A 24,940-nucleotide genomic window follows, 5' to 3' on the forward strand; every position below is an offset into this window, starting at 1 on the left:
TTCAGAGGCTGGCTGCTTCCTACAAAACGCTGCGGCAACTGTTGGCGCGGCAGATCACGCGTGGATTCCCTGTTCTGGATCGCGGTAACCGTAGCGATTTCAGGCGGGGGGATCCAGCAGGGAAATCAGGCGCGGCTCGATGCTGTCGGGTTGTATCTCGAGAATCGCCAGCGTGACCGGCAATTTGAAACGCCGAGGGCCGGCGCTACCAGGGTTCACGTATAGACGATCGCCGCGCCATTCTATGCGCGGTTTGTGGGAATGGCCGGTGATGATGAGCTTGATGTCTGGATCCAGATCGGCGGGGACGTCGGCGATGTCGTGGATTAGGAGGGTGTGCCAGCCGTTGAGCGTGCAGGTCAGAAGGTCGGGAAGGTCTTTGGCCCATGGGCTGCTGAGATCATTGTTGCCGCGCACGGCGTGGACGGGAGCAATTTTGGACAATTGGACGAGGATGTCCGGGTTGCCGATGTCGCCGGCGTGGATGATCAGGTCACAGCCTTGGAGCGCGCCGATTGCTTCGGAGCGGAGGAGATTGTGAGTGTCGGATATTACGGCGGTTTTCACGGCCAATTCTCCGTGGACGTTTCGGGTAGGAGTGACTGCTTTCGGCCAAAAGCGGACACTTGATTCCGGGGGCGCTCAGCGACCCATCGGTCATTCAGGAATGGATATACCGGCATGAAGTAACGCCGCGATAATAAACGGAGACTTTTTCTCCAGATACTCAGCCATCCCACCAATATTGCTCGACTCCAACTGAAACTTCAGCGCTTCATACTGCTGGCGGATCGAGGCATCGCGCCTAAGCAAATCTCTGAACCCAAGCATCTGGGTGATCGTAAGGTGGCCACGGGTACAAGCGTGGAGCTTGTGCGTGCGAATCCCATCCACATTACGCCGATAGAAATGATGCCCTTCCGATAGATCACTTCCTCGTACATATCCCAAACCCATCAACACCTCGTCCCGCGCCGAGGCATTGCGATTATCGTGAACCTCGATGAGCACATCGATCTCGGGCTTCGCCGCGAGCCCTGGAACAGAGGTGCTTCCAACGTGGTGTATGGCAATCAGTTCATCGCCAAAGGCCGAAGCGATGAGTGGTTTGTCTGGCAGAAAGCGGGCGGGCCAAGTGGGATTGTAGGGAGTGATCTTGCTGGTCAATGCCATGTCCGTTCCTTGGCGACTAATATCTAAAGCACCGAATTTTCCGTCAAAACATCTGCATTCGCCAGCGACTGATAACGAAACCTCGGCATTACGGCGATTTAGCAGATCGAATTAGAATCTGGCCGAGGTTGGGTATCTGTCCTGTCCAGCGTCTGCTTCTGGCCGTAAGCAGCCGTTCAAGACGGCTCGTTTTTCAGGCGGCAGAGGCCCATCCCGTCGCCGCTACCTGGCGCTCACCCTCCACAACTGATCCAGCTTCGTCGTATAACTTTGGTAGGCTCCCTGATCAGCAAGGACTGGGGGGGGCAGGCAGCGCCTTTAGGCTTTCCGGCTTCAAGTCTACTAGCCCAAATTGGCTCCCTGGCGCTTGCCGACCGATAATCAGCGTCTTCGATGCCGCTTGTTATGAGGGCTATGCTTGGCATTACGCCCATTTAAACTGGGGAAATCTGGTGATCAACGTACGCACAGCCCGCATGCTTGCCGAGTACAAATGCTGGGCCGATCAGCGCCTCTTTGACAGCCTGGCCGCACTGCCTCCTGGCGAAGTCAACAAAGAGCGAGTGTCGGTGTTCAAAAACATAATTGGCACTTTGAATCACATTTACGTAGTGGACTGCATTTGGCAGGCTCACCTCGAAGGCCGGGGGCACGGCTTCCAAACTTCACATGATCTGCTGCATCCCGAACTCGCTGATTTGCGCTTGGCACAAAAGGAGATCGGTCACTGGTACTGCGACTGGAGCGCCCGGCAGAGCGAGGCATCGCTGGATAGACCCGTCGAGTTCACATTTGTGTCTGGGGAACGCGGCACCATGAGTGCCGGAGCAATGCTGATGCATGTGGTCAATCACGCCAGCTATCACCGTGGGTGGGTGATCCAGATGTATTTCGACATTCCGGCCATGCCGCCAATGACAGACATGCCGATATTCCTGCGCGAGACCGATCCAAGTTTCAATTCGCTCAATACACCGGCAGAGGCGTCGCCATGTGTTGGGCAATTAGTGAGCGCAACCAACGCTCTGCCGGATCGTTATCGTTGACCCCGCTCCAGACCATCGACAACTCCGACGGCACGATGTCAAAGGGCGGGTCATCAGCACGCAACTGGCTGCTGCCATCGATCAGCGCGCACGCCGCGTAGTCCGGCACTGCGGCTAGCATTTCCGTGCCCGCTAATAAGGCACGCAGACCTGAGAACTGGGGTACCGCCAGCATCACTCGCCGCGAGCGGCCGATGCGTGCCAAGTCGGTATCGATGGCGCCGGTCAAATCCCCGGAAAACGACACCAAGGCGTGAGGTCGTTCGCAATACTCATCCAAGGTCAGGGGGCCAGGACGATTATCGCCGCGCAGTATCTTTACGCGCAGATCCCGCAGCTTCTTGCGTTTAGCATTGGCCGGCAACTCGGTGGTGTAGCTGACTCCGACGGAAATCTCTCCGGAGGCAAGCATGGTCGACATCAGCAGAAAGTTAACCCGCCGTACCACTACGATTACGTTTTGCGCCTCTTCGCGAAGTTGATTGAGCAATGGTGGAAACAGGCCAAATTCGGCATCGTCGGAAAGGCCGATGCGGAATACGTCCCGGCTGGTGGATGGGTCAAAATCCTTAGCTCGGCTGACAGCTCCGGAGATTGTGTCCATGGCTGGTTGCAACTCTTTAAGAATTGCCAGCGCTCGCTGGGTCGGCTCTAAGGTACGACCGTTGCGTACTAGCAAGGGATCGTCGAATAAGTCGCGCAACCGCGCTAAAGCGGCACTGACGGCGGGTTGGCCTAAGAACAGTTTCTCCCCAGCCCGAGTCAAGTTCCTTTCGAACATTAAGGTTTCGAAAATAACCAGAAGATTCATGTCCACGCGACGCAAGTCGTTTCGATTCATTCGTAGGCCCTCGCAGGCAGCATAATTTTCAAGTAAAGCAGCTACGCGGCAGAACACCGTGTTTCTGCTGCAACTAGACTTCGAATCGCCTTATTCAATCTCTTTACATTTGACCGGAAATGGATCGGGTTCGTGTAGCTCAAATTGGCGTGGGGAGTACGTCCCGTATTTCCCTTAGCGAGCATTAGGACTCAGAGAGTTCTCCCCTCCAAGCTATGGTCGATGTCCAAAGCGGCACGCCACTTCTCGTCGCTCTTTAACCTTCGCATCTAAAGACAGGCTCAAGTCAACAGCAAAACGAGCTAAGTGCGATTCCCGTGCCCGCGAACCAAAATTTTCGTTTCAATTTTGCAGCAGAATCCGAGGGGCAGTCTGTGTTAGACCAGTGCTCGCGACTTTATTGATAAAAACGAAATCCAGTAGTCCTTTTTCCTCGCTTGTCCGCCTTCTCTCCCGAGTGGATCTTTGTACTAATCAACCCATGATCTGCGTTGCGGTGTTCCTAGGCAGATAGAGCAACTTCGTAACAATTGCTGCCAACAAAATTACAAAGGTCGGAGGACTTATGCGCCAAGATCACCTTGATGGTCTTGGTTACATTCTTAGAGGTAGCAAGGCAGCGCAGCTGCACTTGGGCATCCCACCATTGGGAGGCTCCCCCTGCTGTAAGCTAGGTCGAGAGAAACCTTGAAGGAAGGCTCGGTGTTGTATTGTTCAAACGTACTACCCGGAGTGTCAGTCTGACGTAAGCAGGTGGTCAGTGTCTCAGTAATCGTCCGGTAAATGCTTCAACTTTGAAGTGTCTGTGCGTAACCAGCGCACTTTGACTCACGGCCGGCCTGCTTATTTAATTAGGAGTGATGGCGGGGCGTACAACTGGCCGGCTAATGTGCAATTCAAATCATACTATTCAGCCATGCTGACAACCCTGCGCGCTTATTGCCACTGAGTCCCTCGTGTCCATAGGAATGGGTAGAAAGACACGCATTGATCTCCGCTCACACACTGAATGTCGTTGCGCCAGGATTACCAACGTAGGCCCTCTTAGTAGGCCGCCGTAAGATTGCTCACAGCTCATTCCAAGAAGGCGGTATAACTGATGCCCAATGGCTCCCACTGCAGAATATCGGGCGCCCAGTAGTACACCGCTCCCACATCGTCACCCAAGCCGCCCCCGTTGATGGAAAAGCATCCACCTGCTGCGTCATCTGCCACCAGCAGATGCCCTTGCGCCCGTCCCTCGCTCCATCCCGCCAGGCCCCGATCAATCTGTATCCCGCCAGTCTCGAATGCTATAGCCCCCAAAGTAGACTTGGTTGTCACCTTTAGCTGTAGAAGAACGCTGGAGTTTTGAGGTGAGGTGGAAGCAAGTCGTAGGGGCGGTCGGCATGCTCCAGCATCTCTCGTATGTAGATCATGGCAGGGTAATTAATTTCAAGCGACTTGGCTGCACCATGTGAAGTTTGAAACCAACTGAGGCGACTCATGATCAATTCCTGTTAAGAGGGGGGCATGCGGCCCATAGCTGCCGACCCGGGCGAACAGCTCTCCCGAAAATCAAAAAGCTAGGCTCAGCTTCAGGCATCGCTGCCGACCTTTGTGCTTCGGCCGTCTGGGGGGTTACCGGCTTCAGGCAACTGTTTCATGAGTCCTAGTTTCGATTTCCTCATGGAAGAACGTGTGCACATCGTCGTACCCTATTTTCTGCGCCGTTTTTAGCGCGTCCGTCCCTTTTGCTGTGCCTTCAACAGTGAAGTAATGCACCTGATTGAGACCGATGGTTTTCAGCACTGCGGATAGGTAGGGACGAAGAAAGTCGGGTTGCCGTGCCCTCTCACCGCTAATGTAGCCGCCGGTGGCTACGGCAACGTAGACGGGGCGATCCAATAACGTTCCAACCTTACCTTTTGATGTGCTGAGGAAAGTTTTTCCGACGCGTACGACGTGGTCGATCCAGGCCTTGAGCGGCGAGGGCACGCTGTAGTTGTGCATGGGAGTAGCGATAAGCAGCACATCGCAGGCATTCAACAGGATGATCATTTGGTCGGAGCGACTCAATGTACCTTTCTGATCCTCGGTAGCTATTTCGCTCGGATGGGCCAAGGCATGGGCATAAGTCGCATCGACTGGCGATAACGTGTTCAGGTCTATATCCGTCAGTTCAATCCCGCGTATGCCAGCGCGTACTGTCAGAGCGTGCAGAATCCGCTCAGACAGTTTCAAGCTTTCAGATGCATTACCGTTGGGACTGGCAATCAGGCGAAGGATTCGCAAAGGAGCGAGGGGCTTCTGAGACGGGTTCATGATATTGCCTCCTGTACGGGTGATGCGGTCATGGGGTATCGAACTGTTTTTGAAAACGCAGCGCGCCGGTATAAAGGCCTTCGCGGAAGTAGAAGCGTTGGGCGCGCGCGTTGGCCAAACCCGTGTCAAGCACAAGGCGAGCACAACCGCTGGCACGAGCCAGTCGTTCCAGAGCTCGCAATAACCGGGAGCCCCACTGGCCGCCGCGCTGGGCTTCATCGGTGATGAGGTCATCGACATACAAGAATGGGCCATAAATCAGATTCTCCTGAAGGCGGTAACCTGCAAGCGCCACGAGAGCCGATGACTCGAAGGCTCCAACCAGGCGATAGCCGCCGGCTCGCATTCGTTCGATACGACTCATAAAATCGGCCTCGCTTGTTAGGTGGGGGCGCAATTGCTGTATTACCGGGAAAGCGATTTTCAAGTCATGGCGGCTGTCTAGAGGACGCAGGGCAGTGTCGGCCAAGTCGAGCACGCTGGGCACGTAGTCTTGAAGATTGAACGTCATGGGAGAGGCCTTAGTGGGTTGTGATGGTCAAATCTTGAACTAACATTGCCTCAATTTATTGAACCAAGAAGTGAGATATGAACTAGGCCATGATGACTTCCTGTTCGCACCCTTTCGCCTCCTTGGATGGGCAACCCGGTTCGCCTCTGTACCGTCAGTTATATGACCGAGTACTCGCCGCCATCGCCGCTGGCACGCTTTCCCCTGGTGACCGATTGCCTTCGGTGCGAGCTCTCGCCAAGGATCTCGGCGTTGCTCGTGGCACCATCGAACTGGCCTATTCGCTGCTCACGAGCGAGGGCTACCTCTTGGCCCTGGGGCAGAAGGGCACCGTAGTCAATCCCGAATTGCAGAAGCCGCTACTGTCTGCCCCCGCTTTATCCGTCAGCAGCGAGGTGATTGAAAACTCCCCAGACGCACTATGGCGTCCACCGCAACTTTTGCCGTTTCAGATGGGAGTGCCTGCAATGGATGAGTTCCCACGCAAGATCTGGGCGCGCTTGGGTGCCCGTTATCTGAGAGGCATGCGTTCAGGCGATCTGGACTATCCGCCGCCGCACGGCCTGCCTGCCTTGCGCAGCGCCATCGCCTCATATCTGCAGGTGTCTCGAGGTATCGATTGCGGCGCCCATCAGGTGTTTATCACCAGCGGCTGGCGCAGTAGCCTGTCGCTGATCGTACATACTTTGCTGCGCGCAGGGGAGCGAGCCTGGGTCGAAGATCCTGGCTACCCAACCACGCGCCAAGTGCTTCGTCAATTCGGTATTGAGCTTGAGGCAGTGCCAGTTGATGCCGAAGGTATGGATGTGGAGCAGGCCATTGCCAGGCATCAGGCTGCACAGGTCGTCATGGTGACGCCGGGGCATCAAAGCCCGCTGTGTATGGCGCTGTCTTTGCCTCGGAGACAGTTGTTACTCGAATGGGTGGCCCGGAGCGATGCCTGGGTTGTCGAGGATGATTACGACGGCGAGTATCGCTATGTCAGTCGCCCCTTGCCGGCGTTGGCGAGCCTGGATCGCAACGGGCGCGTGCTGTACGCCGGGACTTTCAGCAAGGTGCTTTTCCCCGGTATCCGCCTTGCCTACCTAGTGGTGCCTCAGGGGCAAGTGGCAGCGTTTGAGCGTGTAAGTCGGGCGTTATTCTCCGCAGGCTCGCCAGCGATTACTCAAGCGCTGGTCGCAGAGTTCATTGTCGAGGGGCATTTCACTCGGCACATTCAGCGCATGCGAAGGCTGTACAGCGAACGACGCGCTTTGACTATTGAAGCGTTGGAGCGGAGTTTACCCAATGGACTGCTGGTGGAGCGCTCGCCAGGGGGGATGCACTTGGTACTCCGTTTGCCGGAGGGAGTAGCCGACACTGCCCTGACTGAGCAACTGCTGGCCAAAGGCATCGCCGTGCAACCCTTGTCGCGATGGAGTGTTTCATCGCGGCGTCAATCTGGGCTGCTGCTGAGCTTCACCAACTGCGCCTGCGCTGCTCAGGGCGAGCAGCTTGGCGCGTTGATAAACCGTGCGCTCAGTAGAGGTTGGCTTTGGTCAGGCCGAACACCTCATCCGACGAACCAGGGACTGCCTGAAAGGCCACATTGAGGCGATTCCAACCGTTGATGGCGACAATCAGGAACGACAAATCCGACAGATCCTGTTCGGAAAACTGCTCACGCACATCCGCGTAGAGGCTTTCAGGTACACCATGGGATGGCAGTTGGGTGAGGGCTTCTGTCCAGGCGAGCGCCGCGCGCTCTATTGGCGAGTAGAGTTGCGATTCACGCCAGACCGCAATGTGATGGAGGCGCAATTCGCGCTCGCCATGGATCTTGGCTTCCTTCACGTGCATATCCACGCAGAACGCGCAGCCATTCAATTGAGACGCCCGCAGCATTATGAGGTGGGCCAGGTCAGCCAGTAGCGGCTTCTTACTCAGTTGCATCGTCAGCTCCACCAGCTTATTGGAAGCCTGAGGCGACTGTTTGAAGTAATCAAGACGGTTGTTCATGGCGGTCACTCGCAGGGGGTTTAGGGTTGTTGGAGCCCACTGTAGCCACGCGTAGTCTAGTCAGACAGGGCCAAGAAAAGACCTTTCAACTAAGCCATGCAGTTCTGATTCTCGATTTGCCGTTCGCCGATGTTGCCAAGCCGGTTGTCCATGTACCCGGCGGAAGGCGACCCAAAGCCGGTGTATAAACTGGCACAGTAGCGGCAACTGAGTTGCGATGCGCGATAGTTCTGAGGTGGATAACAGGTGCAGCGCCTTTGTGAAGACTGCTTTCTCTCGCCGGTCGACAACGCCGAAACAGATCGCGAGAGAATGGGGCGGTGGGCGGCCAATCCGCAGTTCGCAGAGCAGCTCAGGCGTATTTACGAAGAGTGGAGTGGTATTTTCCTCTCAAAGAAATTCGATGCGGCCGGATTTTCAGTCCTATAACGCACCTGAGAACACAGCCATTGGCGCGTGTCAAAAAAACCTATTTGTCGTCATTTCGACAAAAACGAATAATGGTCAAATTGACTCGGTAGAGCTTCGGCACCCTGATTTTTATGACGTTTTAGGTTGGCATGAAATGTGTCAGTGATGGGTAAATGGCTTAATACCCAAGGAGCTGAAACATGAAAAGTGAGTTCGACAATCGTGTCGCTGTGGTAACCGGAGCAAGTTCAGGCATCGGACTGGCAGTCGTACAACGATTACTAAGCTATGAAGCGACGGTAGTGGCGATGTCCCGTGGCCAGGGCGGCCTGGCTGCACTCAAAGACGTTCATGGTGATCGCCTCCATATTGTCAATGGCGATGTTACGGTAAGTTCGGATCTTGAGAAGCTTGCACACTGCGTCTCCAGAATCGGGCCTGTAGATTTTCTAGTACCGAATGCAGGAGTCGCTGTACTTGAAGATAGCCTGGCGAGTCAGGGATTCGAGCGAAATTGGGCCGTCAACGGAGCAGGTGCGCTTAACACGCTTTCAGCTTTGCGAGCCCAATTGGCGAGACCCGCTTCGGTTGTATTTGTGGGGACTTTTCTTTCCGCTTTGGCCTTCCCAGGCTTGGCTGGCTACATTGCGTCGAAAACAGCACTGACAGCGCATGCTCGAACCTTAGCCGTCGAACAGGCTGAGGCGGGAATTAGAGTGAACGTCGTATCGCCAGGGCCAACAGCTACGCCGATCTGGCGATCACTAGGGTTGGATAATGCGACGTTGTCCTCAGTCGCGGAAACGGTCAACCAGCGCCTACTAGAGGGTAAGTTCCTTGAGCCGGAAGCGGTGGCAGATGTGATTCTGTTCCTTCTATCAGAGCGAGCACGTGGCATTTACGGCCAAGATATTGTGGTAGATGGTGGGTATACCTTGCGGTAGGGCATAGAAACGCGAAGAGGTCGTGTAGACATGTATCCGGTGCGGATCGTGCGCTCGGCCTCTTATTTTTCTTGCGCTAACTTTACCTCGATTGACGCGATCACCTCGGGCCCTTGATTACGTACATTCCCCCCATGGTTGCCCACCTTGTATCTATGATTCCTCAGCTGGCCGGTGCCGAGACGCCCAGCTTGCCTTGAACGAAAGACCCACATGGGCAAGCCCGCAGCGGTGACCACCTTTGCTATATGCATGGCTCATTTATGTCCGCTTCTGGCCGATTTCTGCCTGTCGTGACCGACTGAAATGACCCTAAGCAGCCGTTCAAGGCTGCTCGTTTCTGCGGCGGTAGATGCCCATCCCGCGGTCGCTACTTGGCTCTGACCGTCCACAGCTGATCTAGCTTCGTCGTGTAGCTCTGACTCATCAGCTCTCGCCGCATTGCCCAATCAGGCGCCGCAGGCACGCTGGCTAAACGCAGCACTCCCTTGCCCCAGCGGCCATTTATCTCATCCAGAACGCTCATCACCTTGTCCGCCATCACGGGTTGCGAATGGGCGAACAGGTCATCAGTGAATTCGCCGGGCTGCCGCAGATCCATCAGCAAGACTTCCGCCTTGCTGTACTTGTAGCCGGGACGAAAGAGACGATTGACCGCTTCGGTCGCAGCCTTCGTCATCAGCCGCACGTCGTTGGTCGGGTACGGTAACTCGACCAGCGCTCCATTCGCATACTTCGCTTCTTCAGGGTTGAACATGCCGGTGCGAATGCTGACCCGGATTTTCTTGCAGAGTGAGTTTTGCGTTCGGAGCTTTTCCGCCGCGCGTTGGGTGTAGGTAGCGACCGCTTCCTTGATCGGCTCAATCTGCGTGAGCCGCGTGCCGAACATCCTGCTGCAGCAAATTTCCTGCTTCGGTGGGTCAGCTTCCCCCAGTTCCAAACATGGGGTACCGGCTAGCTCGCGAGCCGTTTTCTCGACCACCACGCTGAATTTCTGACGAAGCATCCACGGATCGGCTTTTGCCAAGTCCATTGCAGCCTTGATGCCCATTGTTTCCAGATGAGCCTTCATGCGCTTGCCAATGCCCCAGACTTCGCCGACGTCGGTGTTGCGCAGCGTCCAGTCGCGTTTGAACGGATCGCACAAATCCACTACGCCGCCGGTGATATCGAGCAGCCGTTTGGCTGTGTGGTTGGCTAGCTTGGCCAGTGTCTTCGTGCGCGCGATCCCCACCCCGACTGGAATGCCTGTGCGCTTGAGAAGAGTGGAGCGCATGTGCCTGCCAAACGCGGACAGATCTCCAGGCATGCCAGTCAAATCAGCAAATGCTTCATCAATGCTGTAGACCTCAAGTGCCGGCACCATCGATTCGATGATCGTCATGACGCGCTCGCTCATGTCGCCGTACAGAGCGTAGTTACTGCTGAAGGCCACGATTCCATGCCGGCGTAGATGGTCTTTGATTTGGAAGTACGGCTGGCCCATTTTTACGAACGGCTTGGCGTCGTAGCTACGCGCGATCACACAGCCGTCGTTGTTGGACAGCACCACGATAGGTGTCTTGGCTAGGTCGGGTCTAAAGACGCGCTCGCAGCTCGCGTAAAACGAGTTGCAGTCGATCAGGGCGAAGACAGGCTCACGTATTGTCATGATCGCGCACGCTGTATTTCACAACGCCCCAGACCACAAGCTCATCGCCTTCCATGACATTTCTAGCCGGATATTTTGGGTTCTCTGACACAAGCAACACGGCGTTCTCGCGCAGAAGCAGGCGCTTGCAGAAGGGCTCCGAATTCAACGCGGCAATAACGATATCGCCACTGACCGCTTCGATGCTTCGATCGACGATCACCACATCCCCGGAATAGATGCCCGCGCCCTGCATGCTATCCCCATCAATCCTCACCAGATACACGTGCGGCGCCCTGATATCGAACAGCTCATCCAGGGAAATGTGCATTTCGATGTGGTCAGCCGCCGGGGAGGGAAAGCCCGCCGGTACTTTGGATGAATAAAGGGGCAGCTGCTTACCGCCAGAAGCGAGGGGGCCGAGGAGGGTGATGCTCATGATGCAAACCTTAGGAGATTAACTGTACATGCATACAGTTAACGATTTGGTTCGCTTGCGGTCAATGTCATAGGCACCACAATTCGACGGGTGACAGCATGTGCGGACGCTACTCGATCTACGAATCAATGGATCACTACCTCAAGGAGCTCGCGCCAAAGCAGTTGGTGATCAATGGCTATGACCTCTGGCCCGTTGAGCGATACAACGTCGCACCGTCGACGCGGGTGGAAATCATCCGGCCGGTTCGAGAGGGCTTGAGCATTGATAAGGTCAAATGGGGATGGGCGCCTTTCTGGGCGAAGGGAAAGCGTCCTGACCCGATCAACGCGAGAGTCGAGACCGTCATCATCGGCAAGTTTTTCAATCAGCTCTGGCCAAACGGACGCGTACTCGCGCCGGCGAACGGCTGGTTCGAATGGGTGAAGGACGAAGAAGATCCAAAGAAAAAGCAGCCGTATTTCATCACCTTGAAAGAGCAGATTCCGATGTTCTTCGCGGGATTGGCCGAGGTGCACGAAGGCCTGGAGATGGATGAGCGCGACGGCTTCGTCATCATCACCGCTGCGAGTGACGATGGCATGGTCGATATCCACGATCGCAAACCCTTGGTCTTATCGCCTCAGCACGCCCGTGAATGGGTCGATCCCGACACTTCACCTGAACGAGCTCGCGAACTCGCAATGGAGCACTGCAGGCCTGCTACGGATTTTCACTGGTACAAGGTTGGCAAGGATGTGGGGAATGTTCGTAATCAGGGCTCGCACCTGATTAAGCCACTATCTCTGGCTTCGGATGTTGACGACTGACTAAAACCGAGAGTCGACAGTATTCGTGGGCGGAACGACGAGCTCTCCACAATTATTTGGAATTATGGCCAAGCCATAATTATCGCGAATTGATAATTTTCCCTAGCCCGTTTACGAAGCGGGCACGAAATGCAGAACTGCAATACACTCTTAGTTACCTATCTAATCGAGACCTGTCATGTCCAAACTCGCAGAATTCCGCCAGCTCGAAAAACACCTCGCCGAACAGCTTCAGGCCCTGGAAGCCCTCAAGGGCGATGCAGGCCTCAAGAAAGAAATTGAGTTCGAAACAAAGCTGCGTGACTTGCTCGCAAAATACGGCTACAGCCTCAAGGACGTGATCAATCTCCTGGATCCGCAAGCTGGTCGTCGCGCTCCAGCGGTCGAGTCCAAAGCAGGGAGCCGCAAGCCTCGCCAATTGAAGGTTTATAAAAATCCTGAAACGGGCGAAGTCGTAGAGACCAAGGGCGGTAATCACAAAACGCTCAAGGAGTGGAAAACAAAGCACGGCGCTGCGACCGTAGAGTCTTGGCTGAGTAACTAATTACCTTCGAGAGAAGGCCCTTATAGGGCCTTTTTGCTCATCTTGGTACGGCGCGGATCTGCTTGATCGCTCGCTGAGGAGTTAGAGTAATCAGGCTGATATAGTGAGAGAAAAGCTGAAATCAGATGGTTGACTTAAATCTTTGGCGATACTCATTTGGGGTCACGCCAAAGAACTTCCAAAATTTACGTATCAAGCTCGCTTCATGTCCCAAACCGGTCAGGTACGCGATTTCCTTAAGAGGGCATTCCGTACTCACAAGCAGGTGACGCACCGCATCAACTCTTAATTTTTCGACCATCTTGCTCGGAGTCTGGCCTGTTGTAGTCCTGTACCTTCTTACGAATGTACGCTCGCTCATGTTCATTCTCTTAGCGAGCGTGGGAATTGACAGATCCTCTACAAGATTTTCATTCATCCACGCGTGCAGATCTGAAAAAGTTGAGCTTCTGGTTTGCATATCTAAGCTAGAACTGAATTGATTTTGATCGCCAGGCCTCTTCAAGAAAACAACCAAGTGCTTGGCCACTTTCAAAGCAAGGGCGTGTCCTAAATCAGCTTCAACGAGTGCTAATGCTAAGTCGATACCTGAGGTGACGCCGGCTGATGTCCAGATACGTCCGTCGTTGACAAATATTGGCCCACGATTGAGTAAAACATCGGGATAGTTTCGCTCAAGCTCATCATACGCAGACCAGTGCGTCGTCACCTCACAGCCTGAAAGCCCTCCCGCTGCGGCTAAGGCGAACACCCCGGTGCATACGGAGACTAGTCGTGTAGCTCTTTCAGCGTGTCTCTTAAACACCGTATCGAAGCGCGGGTTTTTGCAGAAGTCGTATATCCCTAACCCACCCGGGACAATCAATGTGTGCGGGGCAGGTGTGTTTTGATCTAAAGGTATTGAGTGGAGGTGCGTGCCAGGAAGGACAGTGGAGATACTATCGAGCGAAGCTATCGATAGATTGTAAGGCAGAGCTTTCGGATCCGAAAAATAGTTTGCTGTTAAAAATACTTCAAGGGGCCCTGCGAGGTCGATTAGGTTCGCATTAGAAAATGTCATGAACTGAATCGTTTTAGTAAGCATTCAGCGTCCCCTGCGCGCACCAATGTAGAGCGTATGTATTCATTTTTGGCGTGAATCGTCAACCTATTGTCATTTATTTTAGACGAAGTGATAGCGTAATATCATCACGTCGGCGATTTCTCGATGCCGATTAAACATCGGAATCTCTGATGGTTTTGACAGTGTCGATTCATTTTGGCATCCGCAGTCCTGGATCGAGCATAGGTATATCTCGGAGGCGAAGGAAACTAGGCAAAGCAGTTCTGGCTCAGCTTTAGTGTGCTCATCGTAATGGAATACAAAAACAATAATTCCATAACAGCTAACGAACATTGCTGGTCTACTATTATGTCAAAGTTATATAACTATGTGGAAGCAACTAAGAAGTGCGAAGAGCTCACCATGCAAATGGTGGAAGATGTTGGCGGCATTGTTTTCTCAGTCAGAGCGCTGGAACACACCTTCTTGCTTGCTAACCTTGAGGTTGAAAAAGCCGCGCAAATTGACGTTAGTGACTCCGGTAAAGCTACATCTCTGCCGTCTTATATGCTTGCTAGGGAATTAAAAAAGCTTAATTTTTCTCTAGAGGCTTTGAAGACGACAATCAAGCGTAACATTGGCGAAAGTCTCAGTTATCTAAACTCCGTCACAACTAGTCTCGAAATTGATATCCATGAAGATCCGGATGATCCTCTTTCAGAGGCGTTTTGTGAGTATAAGAGGGTGTTGATTAAAAGTATTCGTACTTTGAAGAAGCTTGATGATGAATTGTTCAATACGGAGATTGGTCTCGTAGATAATAAGCAGTGATCAGTTTGCAGGCTTAATTCGTGTTGAACGGATATCAGCTTTTGAAAAAAGTTGTGCTTCGCATTGCCGAATAATATTTCTATGAAGTCATCCGCATCCTGAGTGTTTCACTCGCGATGAAAAACGACTGTCGGAGTCACTATGTATTTCAGAAATTTAAGCATTTCTAAAAAAGCTACTCTATGTTTTGGGGTTATCACCGCTATTCTAATCGCGCTGGGTGGGTTTTCTTATATTCAGTTATCACATCTGCGGGCCGCTGGACAGCAGTTGGCAGAGAATGCGCTTCCAAGCACGCAAACTATTGATGATATCCAAATCTCTTTGCTAAATGCTCGCCTGGAAAGCATCAGAATGCTCGCGAATTCAACGAACGTAGCGGGAAAGCTGGCCGCAGAGTCTAAAGTCCAACATGCTGTGCAAACTTTGGAGGCTCGAAGTGAATATTATCGAAAGAACCTAATCTCGGACGATCAAGACTTGGCTCGTTTTGACGCCGCAGACCAAGCAATGAGAATTTACATTGCGGGGCTCGAACAATTAACTAAGCTTGATTCATCTGAGCATGAGCGCGCGCTGGCTTTCGCCAATACTACTCAAGCTGATAATGCCAATTTATTTCAGGATAAACTAAACGTAATAAGGCAGTTCAATGCAGAGCAAGCTAAAGCCCTGGGTGTCGAAGCTGGCGAGGTTTATGAAAAGAGTGTTGAAGTGCTTGCTGCTGTTGTTCTTGTATCTTTGTTGCTCACGGTCGTGTTAGCTATAGGGTTGACACGTAGCATTGTAAGGCCAATAGGGGATTCGCTCAGGCTGGCAGAAGAAATTGCATCAGGAGATCTGACCCGTCGCCTTGAGATTTCAGGATCGGATGAGGTGTCCAGGCTTATGGTCGCACTCAATTTAATGTCAAAAAATCTCCAAGGGACAGTTTTGGAAATTTCAGAAGCCTCCATGCAGTTAAGTTCAGCCGCCGTCGAAATGACGTCTATAACCGAGGCTGCGGATCGACTTCTTCAACAACAAAATAGCGAAATCGAACAGGCTGCTACGGCTGTCACAGAGATGACTTCAGCGGTGGAAGAAGTTGCTCGTAATGCCACCTCAACCTCACAAGCTGCCCAAGAGTCTAGTGAGTCAGCTAAGCGCGGTAACCTCCGTGTTTCTGAGACGTTGAGCGCCGTTGAAACCCTGACAGATCTCGTAGAAAGTTCGTCTTCTCAGGTGGTTAAGCTGGCAGCGCAGGCGGAAGATATAAGTCAGGTTGTGGGAGTTATCCGAAGTATAGCGGAGCAAACCAACTTGTTGGCCTTGAATGCAGCTATCGAAGCCGCGCGCGCAGGCGAACAAGGGAGGGGGTTCGCTGTTGTCGCTGATGAAGTCAGAGCACTTGCTCATCGAACTCAAATCTCCACTTTGGAAATTGAAAAAATGATAGCAGCCATCCAGAGTGGGTCATCAACTACTGTCGAGTCTATCCGTAAGAGCACTGAGGAGGTTTATAACACCAAACGGACGGCTGAGGGCGCGGGCCAGTCTCTGCAGCAAATCACTGACTCCGTTCTTCAAATCAACGAGCGTAATTTGCAGATCGCGGTGGCGTCAGAGCAACAAGCTAATGTCGCGAGGGACGTTGATAGGAGTTTGATCAGCATTCGATCTTTAGCCATCCAAAGCAGCGAGGGTGCGAATCAAACAATCACCGCAAGTAATGAACTAAGTCGGCTTGCGGTTAACTTGAACAGCCTCGTTCAAAAATTCAAAGTTTGACATGAGTGCCAGATACATCAACAGGCCTTAGCTTCCCTTCACAGCTTGCTTTTAGTAATGCGCAGAGGAATTTTACGGATGCTGATCAAAAATTCGATCAAGTCTCGCATGCTTATAATGGTGGGGGCGTGCCTTGGCTTGATAGTCGTATCTCTCGTTGCGATTGCTATCTATAGAGCTGACGCTAATACACGCTTAGTTAGCGTGGAGGCCCAAGGTCTTCTAAAGGACGCAGCCGACAAAATATTGGTGGCTGAAGCTGGGCTTCAAAGCGCAGCTGTTCAGAAATATTTCCAGGGCGCGTATCAGAGCGGGCTCGACATTTCGACCAGTGCGGTTCAAGTCCGCAAAATGATAAGGGATGGAAGTCTGGAGTCGCTAACGGGAAGGATTGAACTGATAAATTTAGTTTCGGACAATCTCAAGTTGCACCCTGAACTGCTCAGTCTTTATATAATTTTCGAGCCTAACTCACTCGATGGTAATGACAAGTTATTTATGGGAAGGGATGACCTTGGGAGCAACGAGGTCGGTCGATTTTCTTTCTATGCGGCGCAGCAGGATGGGCGCCTTGTTGTTCAGGCGACACCTGAGTCTGTTATCTCTGATACGGCCCTTACACTTGATGGTAGTGAGTTCAATCGTTGGTATACCTGTCCCCAAACATCCGCTAAGCCGTGTTTGTTATCTCCTTATTTTGATGACTCATCGGGTCGGAAAACATTGATCACCACGCTTTCCTTTCCTCTATTGGATGGTCAAAAGGTACTGGGAGTGGTTGGTATGGATATTAGCTTGGAGTCGGTGCAACAGCTGGTACAGGAAGGTAACACGAAGCTTTTCGGAGGAACGGGGCAAGTGAGTATATTCAGCCCAACCGGACTCTTGGCGGGCCACAGTGCAGATTCAAAAAAACTGGGATTGCCCTTGGTTAAGGCCGGCATTGATGATGCGATGGAGCTACTGAACTCCGTTAGTGGCGGCTCGACGTCTGTCGCTTTGCTGCATGGCAACCAGCGAGTGTCTCTGCCGGTGCAGCCTATTCCAGACTCCGCTAATTGGGGCGTTGTGCTAGACGTTCCTACTCACGTTGTAATGCAGCCAGCCCATGCTTTGGCGGCGAAATTGGATGAGCGCAATTTCTCTGATGCAGTTTGGTCAACATTTTATGGAGCCGTCACTCTAAGTTTGGGATTATTGATAGTTTTCTTGATTGCTCGAAGAATCGTTACTCCGATCCACCAGGTTTCGGAAATGCTTAAAGAGGTTGCAGGCAGTGGGGGGGATCTTACAAAACGACTGCACTATACCCGTAAGGATGAACTAGGCGTTCTGGTGATGTGGTTCAACACATTCCTCGGTAAGCTTCAGCCAATGATGTCCGATTTGAAGCGACTGGTATTAGAGGCACACAGCAATGCCGATAGATCAGCAAACATCTCGGATAAAATCAGCGCTGAAATGCAGCAGCAATACCGGGAGATTGACCAAGCGGCTACCGCGTCGAATGAAATGAGCTCTTCAGCTCAAGAAGTGGCACATAGCGCAACCAGAGCAGCCAATGCTACAGGTGAAGCTGGAGTCGCAACGCAGGATGGGCAGCGAATTATCAAGGCGACATGTGACACGATTGAGAGCCTGGCGAAGGAAATATCGACGGCCATGTTAAAGATCGAAGGGCTAGCTGGCAGTAGCGATCGTATCGGCAGCGTACTCGAAGTGATCCAGGCAGTAGCTGAGCAGACTAACCTTCTCGCTCTGAATGCGGCTATTGAGGCTGCAAGAGCGGGAGAGGCAGGCCGGGGCTTCGCAGTTGTGGCTGAGGAGGTTCGCAATCTCGCGAGCAACACCAGTCATTCGATTGAAGAAATTCGCGACGTGATCCAGCAATTGCAGAGAAATACGCTCGAAACAGTCAGCGCAATGAAAAAAGGGGTAGCCCAGGCTCAATTAGCAGTAATGCATGTGGGCGATGCTTCAAAAGCATTTGATCGGATTAATGAGTCTGTGGGCGTAATTAACGATATGAATTTTCAGATTGCCTCTGCAGTTGAGGAGCAGAGCAGAGTGGCGGGCGAGGTTAGCCAAAACGTGATCACAATTCGGGATGTTACGGAATCCCTTTCAGCGCAGGCGCAAGAGTCCCAGGAAGTCAGCAGATCAATTAACTCGCTGGCAATCAAGCAGCAGGCGCTCGCGAACCAATTTGTGACCTAAGGGTGGTTGGTGATTTGAGTAGATCGATGGAAGGTCGCACTCAGCCTCACCCTGTGGGGGCCCTGCCTCGTAAGGCCAGCTCTCACAGCTTTATGGACAACTTATTCGTGTTGCCTACATTCCCAGCAATTACCGGCATTGGAGCCGGCTAAAGAGGTTACGGTTCTAGTCATTTTCACTGCAGTAAGCCTCCGCGAAAGGGATTCGGAAGAGCCGTTTCGTGACGTTTAGACGCATATGTGCACCGCCGTGTTTAAGGACATTGCTCGCCATTTAATCGTCTGCGCGGTAGCTACGAAATCCTTCGTCTTCCTATCGCGATACTGGTAGGGAACAATAAGGGGCCCTAGGGCCCCATGATTTACAGCTACTCAGTCAAGCCGATAGGTACTCTTCCACAGACTGAACGGTGGCGTAGCCGAACTCGAATGCAGCCATTATTGCCGCATGCGCCTGTGGGGCAGGTACGGTCACACCGCGAAAGGTAAGATCCAGTGTGGCGCAAGCATCATGCAATACAGTCACCGGATAACCCATGTCCGCCGCTGCACGCACCACTGCGTCGATGCACATGTGGCTCATCGCGCCGATAACCACGATTTCCTGGACATCAGCGGCTTCTAACTGCTGCTTCAGATCTGTTTCCCTGAATGCGTTGATGTGTTTTTTTACAATCATAGATTCGTTATCTCGTGGAGCTACATCTGATTGAATGTTTGCACCAACAGATCTCTTTGCGAAGATGGGAGCCTCTTCAGCGGACTCATGCCTGATGTGAAAAACAGGGAGCCCCGCGTCACGAGCATCGCTGATCACCCGGATAGCATTCTCGACGGCGGTGTCGATGCCAGTCAGGGGCAGCTTGCCAGTGGGTAGGTATTCGTTTTGCAGGTCAACAACGATGAGACCTCGCTTCATAAAAATTACTCCTGCACATTATCCGTGTGATTCGGTAGAGGGCCGGGGTTTTGCGGTTATAAACCAGCGTCAACCACGGCCCAATTAATCAGAATTCCAGCGAAGCGCCGTCTTCCGGAATATCGACCCGGGCCTCAATGCCGTGCTTCCTGACGTACGTACGCAGTTCTTCACGGGTTAGCGACATGTGATTGATTGCGTCCATGTGCACGGCAACGATTTTTGCGTCTTTCGCAGCCTTTGAGGCTCGTAGGACGTCCTCCTCTCCCATGATGATCGAGCCTTTGTACCCGGTCATCATTGCTTTACCTGCGTTCAGAACAATGACTTCTGGATGATATTTCTCGATTGTTTGATCGACTTCTTTACGCCATACAGTATCGCCAGCAAGGTAAAGGGTCTTATAGCCTGGCGCTTGGAAGACTACGCCCATGGCTTCGCCTAGCGGTTTAGCAAGCGCCGGCACGGCATACATTTCGTCTGTTCCATGTTGACCACCAGTCTTGGTGATCTTGACGCCGCCAAATTCAGCTACATCAGTCAGTACGCGCACGTTCTTGAAGCCTTGGGAGCGAATCAACTTCGCATCGTCCTCATGCTGAGCGAACAGAGGAATGTCCTTCGGCAGTGCCTTCTGAGCAGCATCATCCCAGTGGTCAAGATGTGTATGAGTGACGATGACAGCATCTACGCCAGAGATCACGTCTACGGGCGACTCGGTCAGGTCAACCAATGGATTACGCAGGTTGCTACGGTAGGTGTTTTCAAATCCTGGGTAGGCCCCCTTTTTTGCCAGCATCGGATCAATCAGGAAGGTCGTACCGCGATAGGTGATTTTTGCGGTCGCGTTGCGAACTTGCTCAAATTCCACCTTCGAGGAAGCTTCAGCTGCTTTCGTAGCTTCGGTGTCCGCGAGCGCTGATGTAGTCGCCGCAGCGCAAGTCATGCTGAGCACTAGCGGGAGAGCTTTGAATTTCATGAGATTGATCCTGTAAATGAGTTGATGAACCCATTTTTGCGCAATAGCTGGAACCTCAACAGTGGCCTGAATGACATATTTCGATATAATCGGGCCAGCCGCCCAGCATTCGTCAATTGGCTGCGGCCACGTATCTCGTTCGCCTACAGAGCAAACATTTGTAGGTGTGGTTGTCGATAATTCTGCTAGCGATACATTTGAGCCAATACGAGGATTTCTAATGCAATCCATACAAGTTGCCGTCCTGGCTTTTAACGGAGTAAGCCTGTTTCATCTTTCTGTGCCCGGAGTAGTTCTGGGTTCAGCCCAATCCGCGCCTAGTGACCCTCAATACAAGGTCAGTTACTGCGCTGAAATTCCAGGGATGGTGACTTGCGACCAAGGCATCGATCTCGCGGTTGCTCACGGATTGGAGTTGATGGAGGAGTCTGACGTAATCGTCATTCCAGCGTGGGGCGATCAGTTGATAGCTGCATCGTCGCAACTGATAACAGCGCTCCAGTTAGCCCATGTTCAAGGCAAGCTAATTGTTGGATTATGTTTAGGCTCATTTGTCCTCGGAGATGCCGGGTTACTTGATGGCAAGGAAGCAACCACTCACTGGGCAGCCCGAGAAAAGTTCGCTCGACGTTTTCCTAACGCTAGGTTCAGACCTGAAGTGCTCTACGTCAGTGATGGCAACATCATGACTTCTGCTGGAACAGTGGCGGCAATTGACTGCTGCCTTCATCTGATACGCCAACGGCTCGGTGCTGACGTAGCGAATCGCACGGCGAAGATGCTCGTGACTCCGCCGCATAGGCAGGGGGGCCAAGCGCAGTATGTTGAGCAACCAGTGCCCCAACTATCCAGCGAGGCGCATCTGTCTGACGTAATGGTGTGGGCCCGAGCGAACCTCTCTAATGATCTGTCACTCGACGTATTGGCCGACATGGCTAGGATGAGTAGGCGCACATTTACCCGGCGATTCAGGGAGGCGACCGGCAGTACCGTCACAAAATGGTTGAACGCTCAGCGGGTTGCCAGAGCACAGGAGCTGTTGGAAACCACTGACCTGCCTGTGGAATGTATTGCGGGCGAAGCCGGGTTTGGTACGCCGTTATCGTTTAGGCAACAATTCAGCAGCCAACTCGGCACGTCGCCTTCGGAATATCGCCGAACATTTTCCGCGAGATAACTGTCGATCTAAAACGGATTCAACGAAGACGTAGATAAGCTCTTGTTGCGAAATTATCGAGTTTCTCGGTCGCAATTATCAGGAAGACTCCGCGAACGCTGAGGCGGCGTGTCCACGACTCAATTATGAGGATTCAGCGTTCAAAGTCTATCCAGGGAGGCTAAATATGGCTCCCCGGACTTCTCGACGACTCTCAGCGAATGCTCGCCCGGACTTTTTCTCTGAAACTGTTCTCGATCTCATCCTGGATTTTCAGTTTCTCAGCGAGTGATGGAACCAGATGGCGGCTGATGACGATAATTCCGTCTCTATCCCCCAGAATGGCGTCGCCTGGATTACACACAACGTTGCCGCAGGCGACTGGCGCCCCGACCTGGCCCGGGCCGTATTTGGAAGGGCCTGCTGGATTTACAGCGCGAGCGTAAGTGGGCAAACCCATGACACTCAGCTCTTCGATATCGCGGACGGCACCATCGATCACAACTGCTGCGACTTGGCGCGCCAGGCATACCTCGCCTAACAGATCGCCAAATACTGCACGGTTGATTTCACCGTTGCCGTTGATTACGAGCACATCCCCTGGCTTCGCATCATCCAATGCCCTGTGGATGGCCAAATTATCCCCTTCCCAAGTGAGGATGGGCAGCACCGTTCCGTAGAACGAAGCTTTACCTGCCACATGGTGGATAGCGGAGGCCATCATTCCCAGGCGCTGCAGGACATCGCCGATCAATGCGACTGGGTAATGCGATATCTCTTCAATTTGTTTAAGGGACGCGCGCTCCCAATCTCCGCTCACGGTGATGCTTTCATCAGTTACATTGATAAACATGGTGACCTCGGCGTGAATCCGTTTAAAGCGCTATTAGCTGAACGTCTTGGATGCAGGTTTGTTGACTGGGTGCAGTGGAGCTTCGCCGCGCAAGACTGCGGAGATCGCCTCTACCGCGCTCATGCCAACGCGCAGCAACGACTCATTGGTTTGCCCGGCAACATGGGGCGTCACGAGCAGGTTAGGTAAGTCGGAAACGGGGAATGTGTTGCAACTGAAAGGTGTGATCATGTCGATGTTTTCCGCCGCCAGCACATCCACACCTGCACCCCCCAGCTTGCCGCTGCGAAGCGCTTCGGCAACCGCCGCTTCATCGATCACTCCACCACGGCTGGTGTTGATCAAGATGGCACCTGTTTTCATTTTCTCGATTTCAGCCCCGCCAATGAGGTTCTCAGTGCCTAGCTGCAGAGGCACGTGGAGGCTGACCACGTCTGCATGTTCTAACAAGGTATCGAGATCAACCAACCGTTTATCGAAGCTCGAATCATAGGCAGGGTCAGTCGCAAGAACCTTCATACCGAAAGCTTCCGCAACTGGCGCAACGTGCCGGCCAATGTCGCCAAATCCAATCAAACCTAAGGTTCGGCCTTCGAGCTCTATACCAGTGAGAGACAGTCGATCTGCCGCCCAAATATTATTTCGAGTCTGATCAGTTGCTAGTTGAATCTTGCGGCTGATACCCAGCAGTAATGCAAACACGTGCTCGACGACACTTCTTCTGTTTGCGCCTGGTGTGTTGGTTACCCAGACACCCAACTCAGCTGCTGCTTTGTAGTCAACGTTGTCATAGCCCGCGCCGTGCCGGGCGACGATCCGCAGCTTCGGGGAGTGGGCAATCATCTCCGCAGAGATGTGGCCACCGCGCAAAAATACGGCATCTACTTGTTGTTGAATGTCGGCATAGGAAACTGCGTTCGGGCCGTAGCCGAGTCGAACTTCACCCAGAGGTGAAAGGGCTTCCAGTACGTCTGGATGAATCGGGCTTGTCACATAAATCAAAGGCATGATCATCACCTTAGGAGAATTGATGGGTGTTGACGTCATCGCCCGCCGCCGGTGCATTTTTACGAACGGTCGAGATAACGATCAGACCCAAGAGACCTGAAGCGCACAAAATGAATGCGGGCGTGGATTGATTACCGGTCGCGCCGATCAGCCAAGTGGCTAGGAACGGGCCGGAACCCCCGCCAATAACAGCGCCTACGCTGTGGCCAAATGCGACGCCGGTGTGGCGAATATGCATCGGGAAAAATTCCGGCATCACCGAATAAGTACCCGCTTGGCAGAGTGCGTACGGAATCATGCCGAGGGCGAGACCTGCCATTGCCAGATTTACCGAGCCTTGCTGCATCAGCATGAAGGACGGTATCGACACGACGGCGTAGGCCAAGTAGGAGTAACGCAGGATGGACTTTCCGCCGCGATAAGATCCGAGTTGGCCGGCGAGAGGGATCAGGAATGCAGCAAGAATCACGGCAATTAGAACGATGGTGGAAGCTTCGCCTTTCGAGTACCCCAGAATCGAACTGAAGTACGCCGCGATGAACACGGTGCCGATGTAAGTGCCGATGTTCTGAACCATCGCAATCATGATCACTTTGACCAGAGGCATGCGGTAGTCACGAATCAACTCGGCGAAGGGCTGGCCTTTTTTGACCTCGGCATCGTTTTTCTTAGAAGCGAACTCCGGGCTGTCTTCAATGCTTAGGCGCATGTAAAGACCAATAACCCCAAGGGGCAATGCCAGCAGAAATGGAATACGCCATCCCCAGGACAGCATCTCCGGATCGGTGAGCGACGCTGCAGCTAAGCCTGCAATCGCAGCTGCCAAACCCTTACCGAATTGAGCAATCGATGGCAGGAAGGAGATGTACAAGGCGCGGCGTTTAGGCGGAGCCCACTCGCGAATGTAGCTTGCAGCGCCACCAATTTCGCCACCAGCGGAAAAGCCCTGCAGCATGCGTAGTACGACAAGAAGTATCGGCGCCCAGACGCCAATCTGTGCATAGCCGGGCAACAGGCCAATCAGCGTGGCAGCAGCCCCCATCAAGGTAATGCTCGCGATCAGACTGAAGCGTCTGCCTACCTTGTCGCCGAGCCAGCCGAAGGCAATGGCGCCGAGCGGTCTCACCAAGAAAGCAGAGCCGAACACGAGGAAAGTGTTCAGCAGGCCGGTCGTTGCATCATCTGAAGGAAAGAAAACCATGGCGAGGGTTGCAGCGACATACCCGTAGACGCTGAAGTCGTAATACTCGACAAAGGTTCCAAATACAGCGGCCCTCGTGGCCTTCTTGGCTTTCCTCGTCTGCTCCGTCTCTTCAACGGTCTCAACGATAGGCTCGGCCATAACGTTATTGTTGTTCATGGGCACCTCGGGTTGGCGGACGTTCGTCTTATCAAAAAATGGGACACCGTCCTGCTTTTGTTTTTTCTAGATTCTAGAACCACAACGCGCTTGTCAACAGGCAGGTGCGATTTGCGGTTGGGCAGCTTTTGCCTCCAGAATGGAGCTCCAACACCT

General features: G+C 53.0%; 25 protein-coding genes and 2 pseudogenes. 11 read left to right on the forward strand and 16 right to left on the reverse strand.

What is annotated here, in order from left to right:
* Positions 1–99: 99 nt before the first annotated feature.
* On the reverse strand, positions 100–567 hold the full coding sequence (locus tag HU724_RS13655; RefSeq protein WP_186567011.1) for a metallophosphoesterase family protein: 468 nt from the start codon (positions 565–567) through the stop codon (positions 100–102).
* A 90-nt stretch (positions 568–657) separates the two neighbouring features.
* Positions 658–1,173 (reverse strand): GrpB family protein, encoded by a 516-nt coding sequence (locus HU724_RS13660; RefSeq protein WP_186567009.1) that lies wholly within the window; start codon positions 1,171–1,173, stop codon positions 658–660.
* 452 nt (positions 1,174–1,625) lie between these two features.
* Here HU724_RS13660 and HU724_RS13665 point away from each other — a divergent pair, with 452 nt between their 5' ends.
* Positions 1,626–2,219: a DinB family protein gene (locus HU724_RS13665; RefSeq protein ID WP_186567007.1), complete on the forward strand. Its 594-nt coding sequence runs from the start codon at positions 1,626–1,628 to the stop codon at positions 2,217–2,219.
* Here the strand turns inward: HU724_RS13665 and HU724_RS13670 are convergent.
* From HU724_RS13670 to HU724_RS13685, 5 genes are all read right to left on the reverse strand, one after another.
* Entirely contained in the window at positions 2,140–3,060 is a 921-nt protein-coding gene (locus HU724_RS13670) for a LysR substrate-binding domain-containing protein (RefSeq protein WP_186567005.1), read from the reverse strand. The two genes, HU724_RS13665 and HU724_RS13670, sit on opposite strands and share 80 nt — an antisense overlap.
* Before the next feature lie 1,074 nt (positions 3,061–4,134).
* Complete coding sequence (locus HU724_RS27815) at positions 4,135–4,383, reverse strand: DUF2625 family protein (RefSeq protein ID WP_225927609.1); 249 nt, start codon at positions 4,381–4,383, stop codon at positions 4,135–4,137.
* Between the two features lie 2 nt (positions 4,384–4,385).
* Positions 4,386–4,547, reverse strand: coding sequence for a hypothetical protein (locus HU724_RS27555; protein ID WP_225927610.1), 162 nt, complete (start codon positions 4,545–4,547; stop codon positions 4,386–4,388).
* A gap of 142 nt (positions 4,548–4,689) precedes the next feature.
* The gene (locus tag HU724_RS13680) at positions 4,690–5,364 is read right to left on the reverse strand and encodes an FMN-dependent NADH-azoreductase (protein ID WP_042609824.1); all 675 of its coding nucleotides are present in this window, start codon (positions 5,362–5,364) and stop codon (positions 4,690–4,692) included.
* Positions 5,365–5,392: 28 nt separating this feature from the next.
* The gene (locus HU724_RS13685; RefSeq protein ID WP_123418303.1) at positions 5,393–5,875 is read right to left on the reverse strand and encodes a GNAT family N-acetyltransferase; all 483 of its coding nucleotides are present in this window, start codon (positions 5,873–5,875) and stop codon (positions 5,393–5,395) included.
* Between the two features lie 89 nt (positions 5,876–5,964).
* Here HU724_RS13685 and pdxR point away from each other — a divergent pair, with 89 nt between their 5' ends.
* Positions 5,965–7,467, forward strand: coding sequence for a MocR-like pyridoxine biosynthesis transcription factor PdxR (pdxR, locus tag HU724_RS13690; RefSeq protein WP_186567003.1), 1,503 nt, complete (start codon positions 5,965–5,967; stop codon positions 7,465–7,467).
* Here pdxR and HU724_RS13695 read toward each other — a convergent pair.
* Positions 7,394–7,873: a carboxymuconolactone decarboxylase family protein gene (locus HU724_RS13695; RefSeq protein ID WP_186567001.1), complete on the reverse strand. Its 480-nt coding sequence runs from the start codon at positions 7,871–7,873 to the stop codon at positions 7,394–7,396. The two genes, pdxR and HU724_RS13695, sit on opposite strands and share 74 nt — an antisense overlap.
* Before the next feature lie 611 nt (positions 7,874–8,484).
* Between HU724_RS13695 and HU724_RS13700 the strand changes: the two genes are divergently transcribed.
* Positions 8,485–9,228 carry an SDR family NAD(P)-dependent oxidoreductase gene (locus HU724_RS13700; protein ID WP_186566999.1) on the forward strand — a complete coding sequence of 248 codons (744 nt, stop codon included), beginning with the start codon at positions 8,485–8,487 and terminating at the stop codon, positions 9,226–9,228.
* A 370-nt stretch (positions 9,229–9,598) separates the two neighbouring features.
* Here HU724_RS13700 and umuC read toward each other — a convergent pair whose 3' ends face one another.
* Positions 9,599–10,879: a translesion error-prone DNA polymerase V subunit UmuC gene (gene umuC, locus HU724_RS13705; RefSeq protein WP_186566997.1), complete on the reverse strand. Its 1,281-nt coding sequence runs from the start codon at positions 10,877–10,879 to the stop codon at positions 9,599–9,601.
* Complete coding sequence (locus HU724_RS13710) at positions 10,866–11,297, reverse strand: LexA family protein (protein WP_186566989.1); 432 nt, start codon at positions 11,295–11,297, stop codon at positions 10,866–10,868. Before HU724_RS13710 ends, umuC begins: the two co-directional genes overlap by 14 nt.
* Positions 11,298–11,395: 98 nt before the next feature.
* On the opposite strand from HU724_RS13710, the gene HU724_RS13715 reads away from it, so the two are divergent.
* Together HU724_RS13715 and HU724_RS13720 are read left to right on the forward strand one after the other, a co-directional pair.
* Positions 11,396–12,106, forward strand: a complete 711-nt coding sequence (locus HU724_RS13715) for an SOS response-associated peptidase (RefSeq protein WP_186566986.1) — start codon at positions 11,396–11,398, stop codon at positions 12,104–12,106.
* Positions 12,107–12,284: 178 nt separating this feature from the next.
* The gene (locus HU724_RS13720) at positions 12,285–12,650 is read left to right on the forward strand and encodes a histone-like nucleoid-structuring protein, MvaT/MvaU family (RefSeq protein ID WP_186566984.1); all 366 of its coding nucleotides are present in this window, start codon (positions 12,285–12,287) and stop codon (positions 12,648–12,650) included.
* A 121-nt stretch (positions 12,651–12,771) separates the two neighbouring features.
* On the opposite strand, the gene HU724_RS13725 is transcribed toward HU724_RS13720, so the two are convergent.
* Positions 12,772–13,734, reverse strand: a complete 963-nt coding sequence (locus HU724_RS13725) for a GlxA family transcriptional regulator (RefSeq protein ID WP_186566982.1) — start codon at positions 13,732–13,734, stop codon at positions 12,772–12,774.
* A 381-nt stretch (positions 13,735–14,115) separates the two neighbouring features.
* Here HU724_RS13725 and HU724_RS13730 point away from each other — a divergent pair, with 381 nt between their 5' ends.
* The 5 genes and pseudogenes from HU724_RS13730 to HU724_RS27950 all read left to right on the forward strand — a co-directional run bounded on the left by HU724_RS13730 (position 14,116) and on the right by HU724_RS27950 (position 18,510).
* Entirely contained in the window at positions 14,116–14,523 is a 408-nt protein-coding gene (locus tag HU724_RS13730) for a hypothetical protein (RefSeq protein WP_186566980.1), read from the forward strand.
* Positions 14,524–14,664: 141 nt separating this feature from the next.
* Positions 14,665–15,435, forward strand: a pseudogene (locus HU724_RS27935) (MCP four helix bundle domain-containing protein); the annotation flags it as partial.
* A 69-nt stretch (positions 15,436–15,504) separates the two neighbouring features.
* On the forward strand, positions 15,505–16,293 hold the full coding sequence (locus HU724_RS27940; RefSeq protein WP_410479224.1) for a methyl-accepting chemotaxis protein: 789 nt from the start codon (positions 15,505–15,507) through the stop codon (positions 16,291–16,293).
* Positions 16,294–16,644: 351 nt separating this feature from the next.
* Positions 16,645–17,652: pseudogene (locus HU724_RS27945) on the forward strand (methyl-accepting chemotaxis protein); the annotation flags it as partial.
* A gap of 102 nt (positions 17,653–17,754) precedes the next feature.
* Positions 17,755–18,510 (forward strand): methyl-accepting chemotaxis protein, encoded by a 756-nt coding sequence (locus tag HU724_RS27950; protein WP_437180359.1) that lies wholly within the window; start codon positions 17,755–17,757, stop codon positions 18,508–18,510.
* 375 nt (positions 18,511–18,885) lie between these two features.
* On the opposite strand, the gene HU724_RS13745 is transcribed toward HU724_RS27950, so the two are convergent.
* Entirely contained in the window at positions 18,886–19,428 is a 543-nt protein-coding gene (locus tag HU724_RS13745; RefSeq protein ID WP_186566974.1) for a cysteine hydrolase family protein, read from the reverse strand.
* Between the two features lie 88 nt (positions 19,429–19,516).
* Positions 19,517–20,407, reverse strand: coding sequence for an MBL fold metallo-hydrolase (locus HU724_RS13750; protein ID WP_186566972.1), 891 nt, complete (start codon positions 20,405–20,407; stop codon positions 19,517–19,519).
* Between the two features lie 220 nt (positions 20,408–20,627).
* On the opposite strand from HU724_RS13750, the gene HU724_RS13755 reads away from it, so the two are divergent.
* On the forward strand, positions 20,628–21,584 hold the full coding sequence (locus HU724_RS13755) for a GlxA family transcriptional regulator (RefSeq protein ID WP_186566970.1): 957 nt from the start codon (positions 20,628–20,630) through the stop codon (positions 21,582–21,584).
* Positions 21,585–21,777: 193 nt separating this feature from the next.
* On the opposite strand, the gene HU724_RS13760 is transcribed toward HU724_RS13755, so the two are convergent.
* The 3 genes from HU724_RS13760 to HU724_RS13770 are packed head-to-tail and all read right to left on the reverse strand — an operon-like array spanning position 21,778 to position 24,784.
* Positions 21,778–22,416 (reverse strand): RraA family protein, encoded by a 639-nt coding sequence (locus HU724_RS13760; protein WP_186566967.1) that lies wholly within the window; start codon positions 22,414–22,416, stop codon positions 21,778–21,780.
* Between the two features lie 33 nt (positions 22,417–22,449).
* Positions 22,450–23,424 carry a hydroxyacid dehydrogenase gene (locus tag HU724_RS13765; RefSeq protein WP_186566965.1) on the reverse strand — a complete coding sequence of 325 codons (975 nt, stop codon included), beginning with the start codon at positions 23,422–23,424 and terminating at the stop codon, positions 22,450–22,452.
* 10 nt (positions 23,425–23,434) lie between these two features.
* A complete protein-coding gene (locus HU724_RS13770) occupies positions 23,435–24,784 on the reverse strand; it encodes an MFS transporter (RefSeq protein ID WP_186566963.1) in 1,350 nt (449 codons plus the stop codon).
* Between the last annotated feature and the right edge of the window lie 156 nt (positions 24,785–24,940).

Origin of the sequence: Pseudomonas iranensis (assembly GCF_014268585.2) — a bacterium.
GTDB lineage: Bacteria > Pseudomonadota > Gammaproteobacteria > Pseudomonadales > Pseudomonadaceae > Aquipseudomonas > Aquipseudomonas iranensis.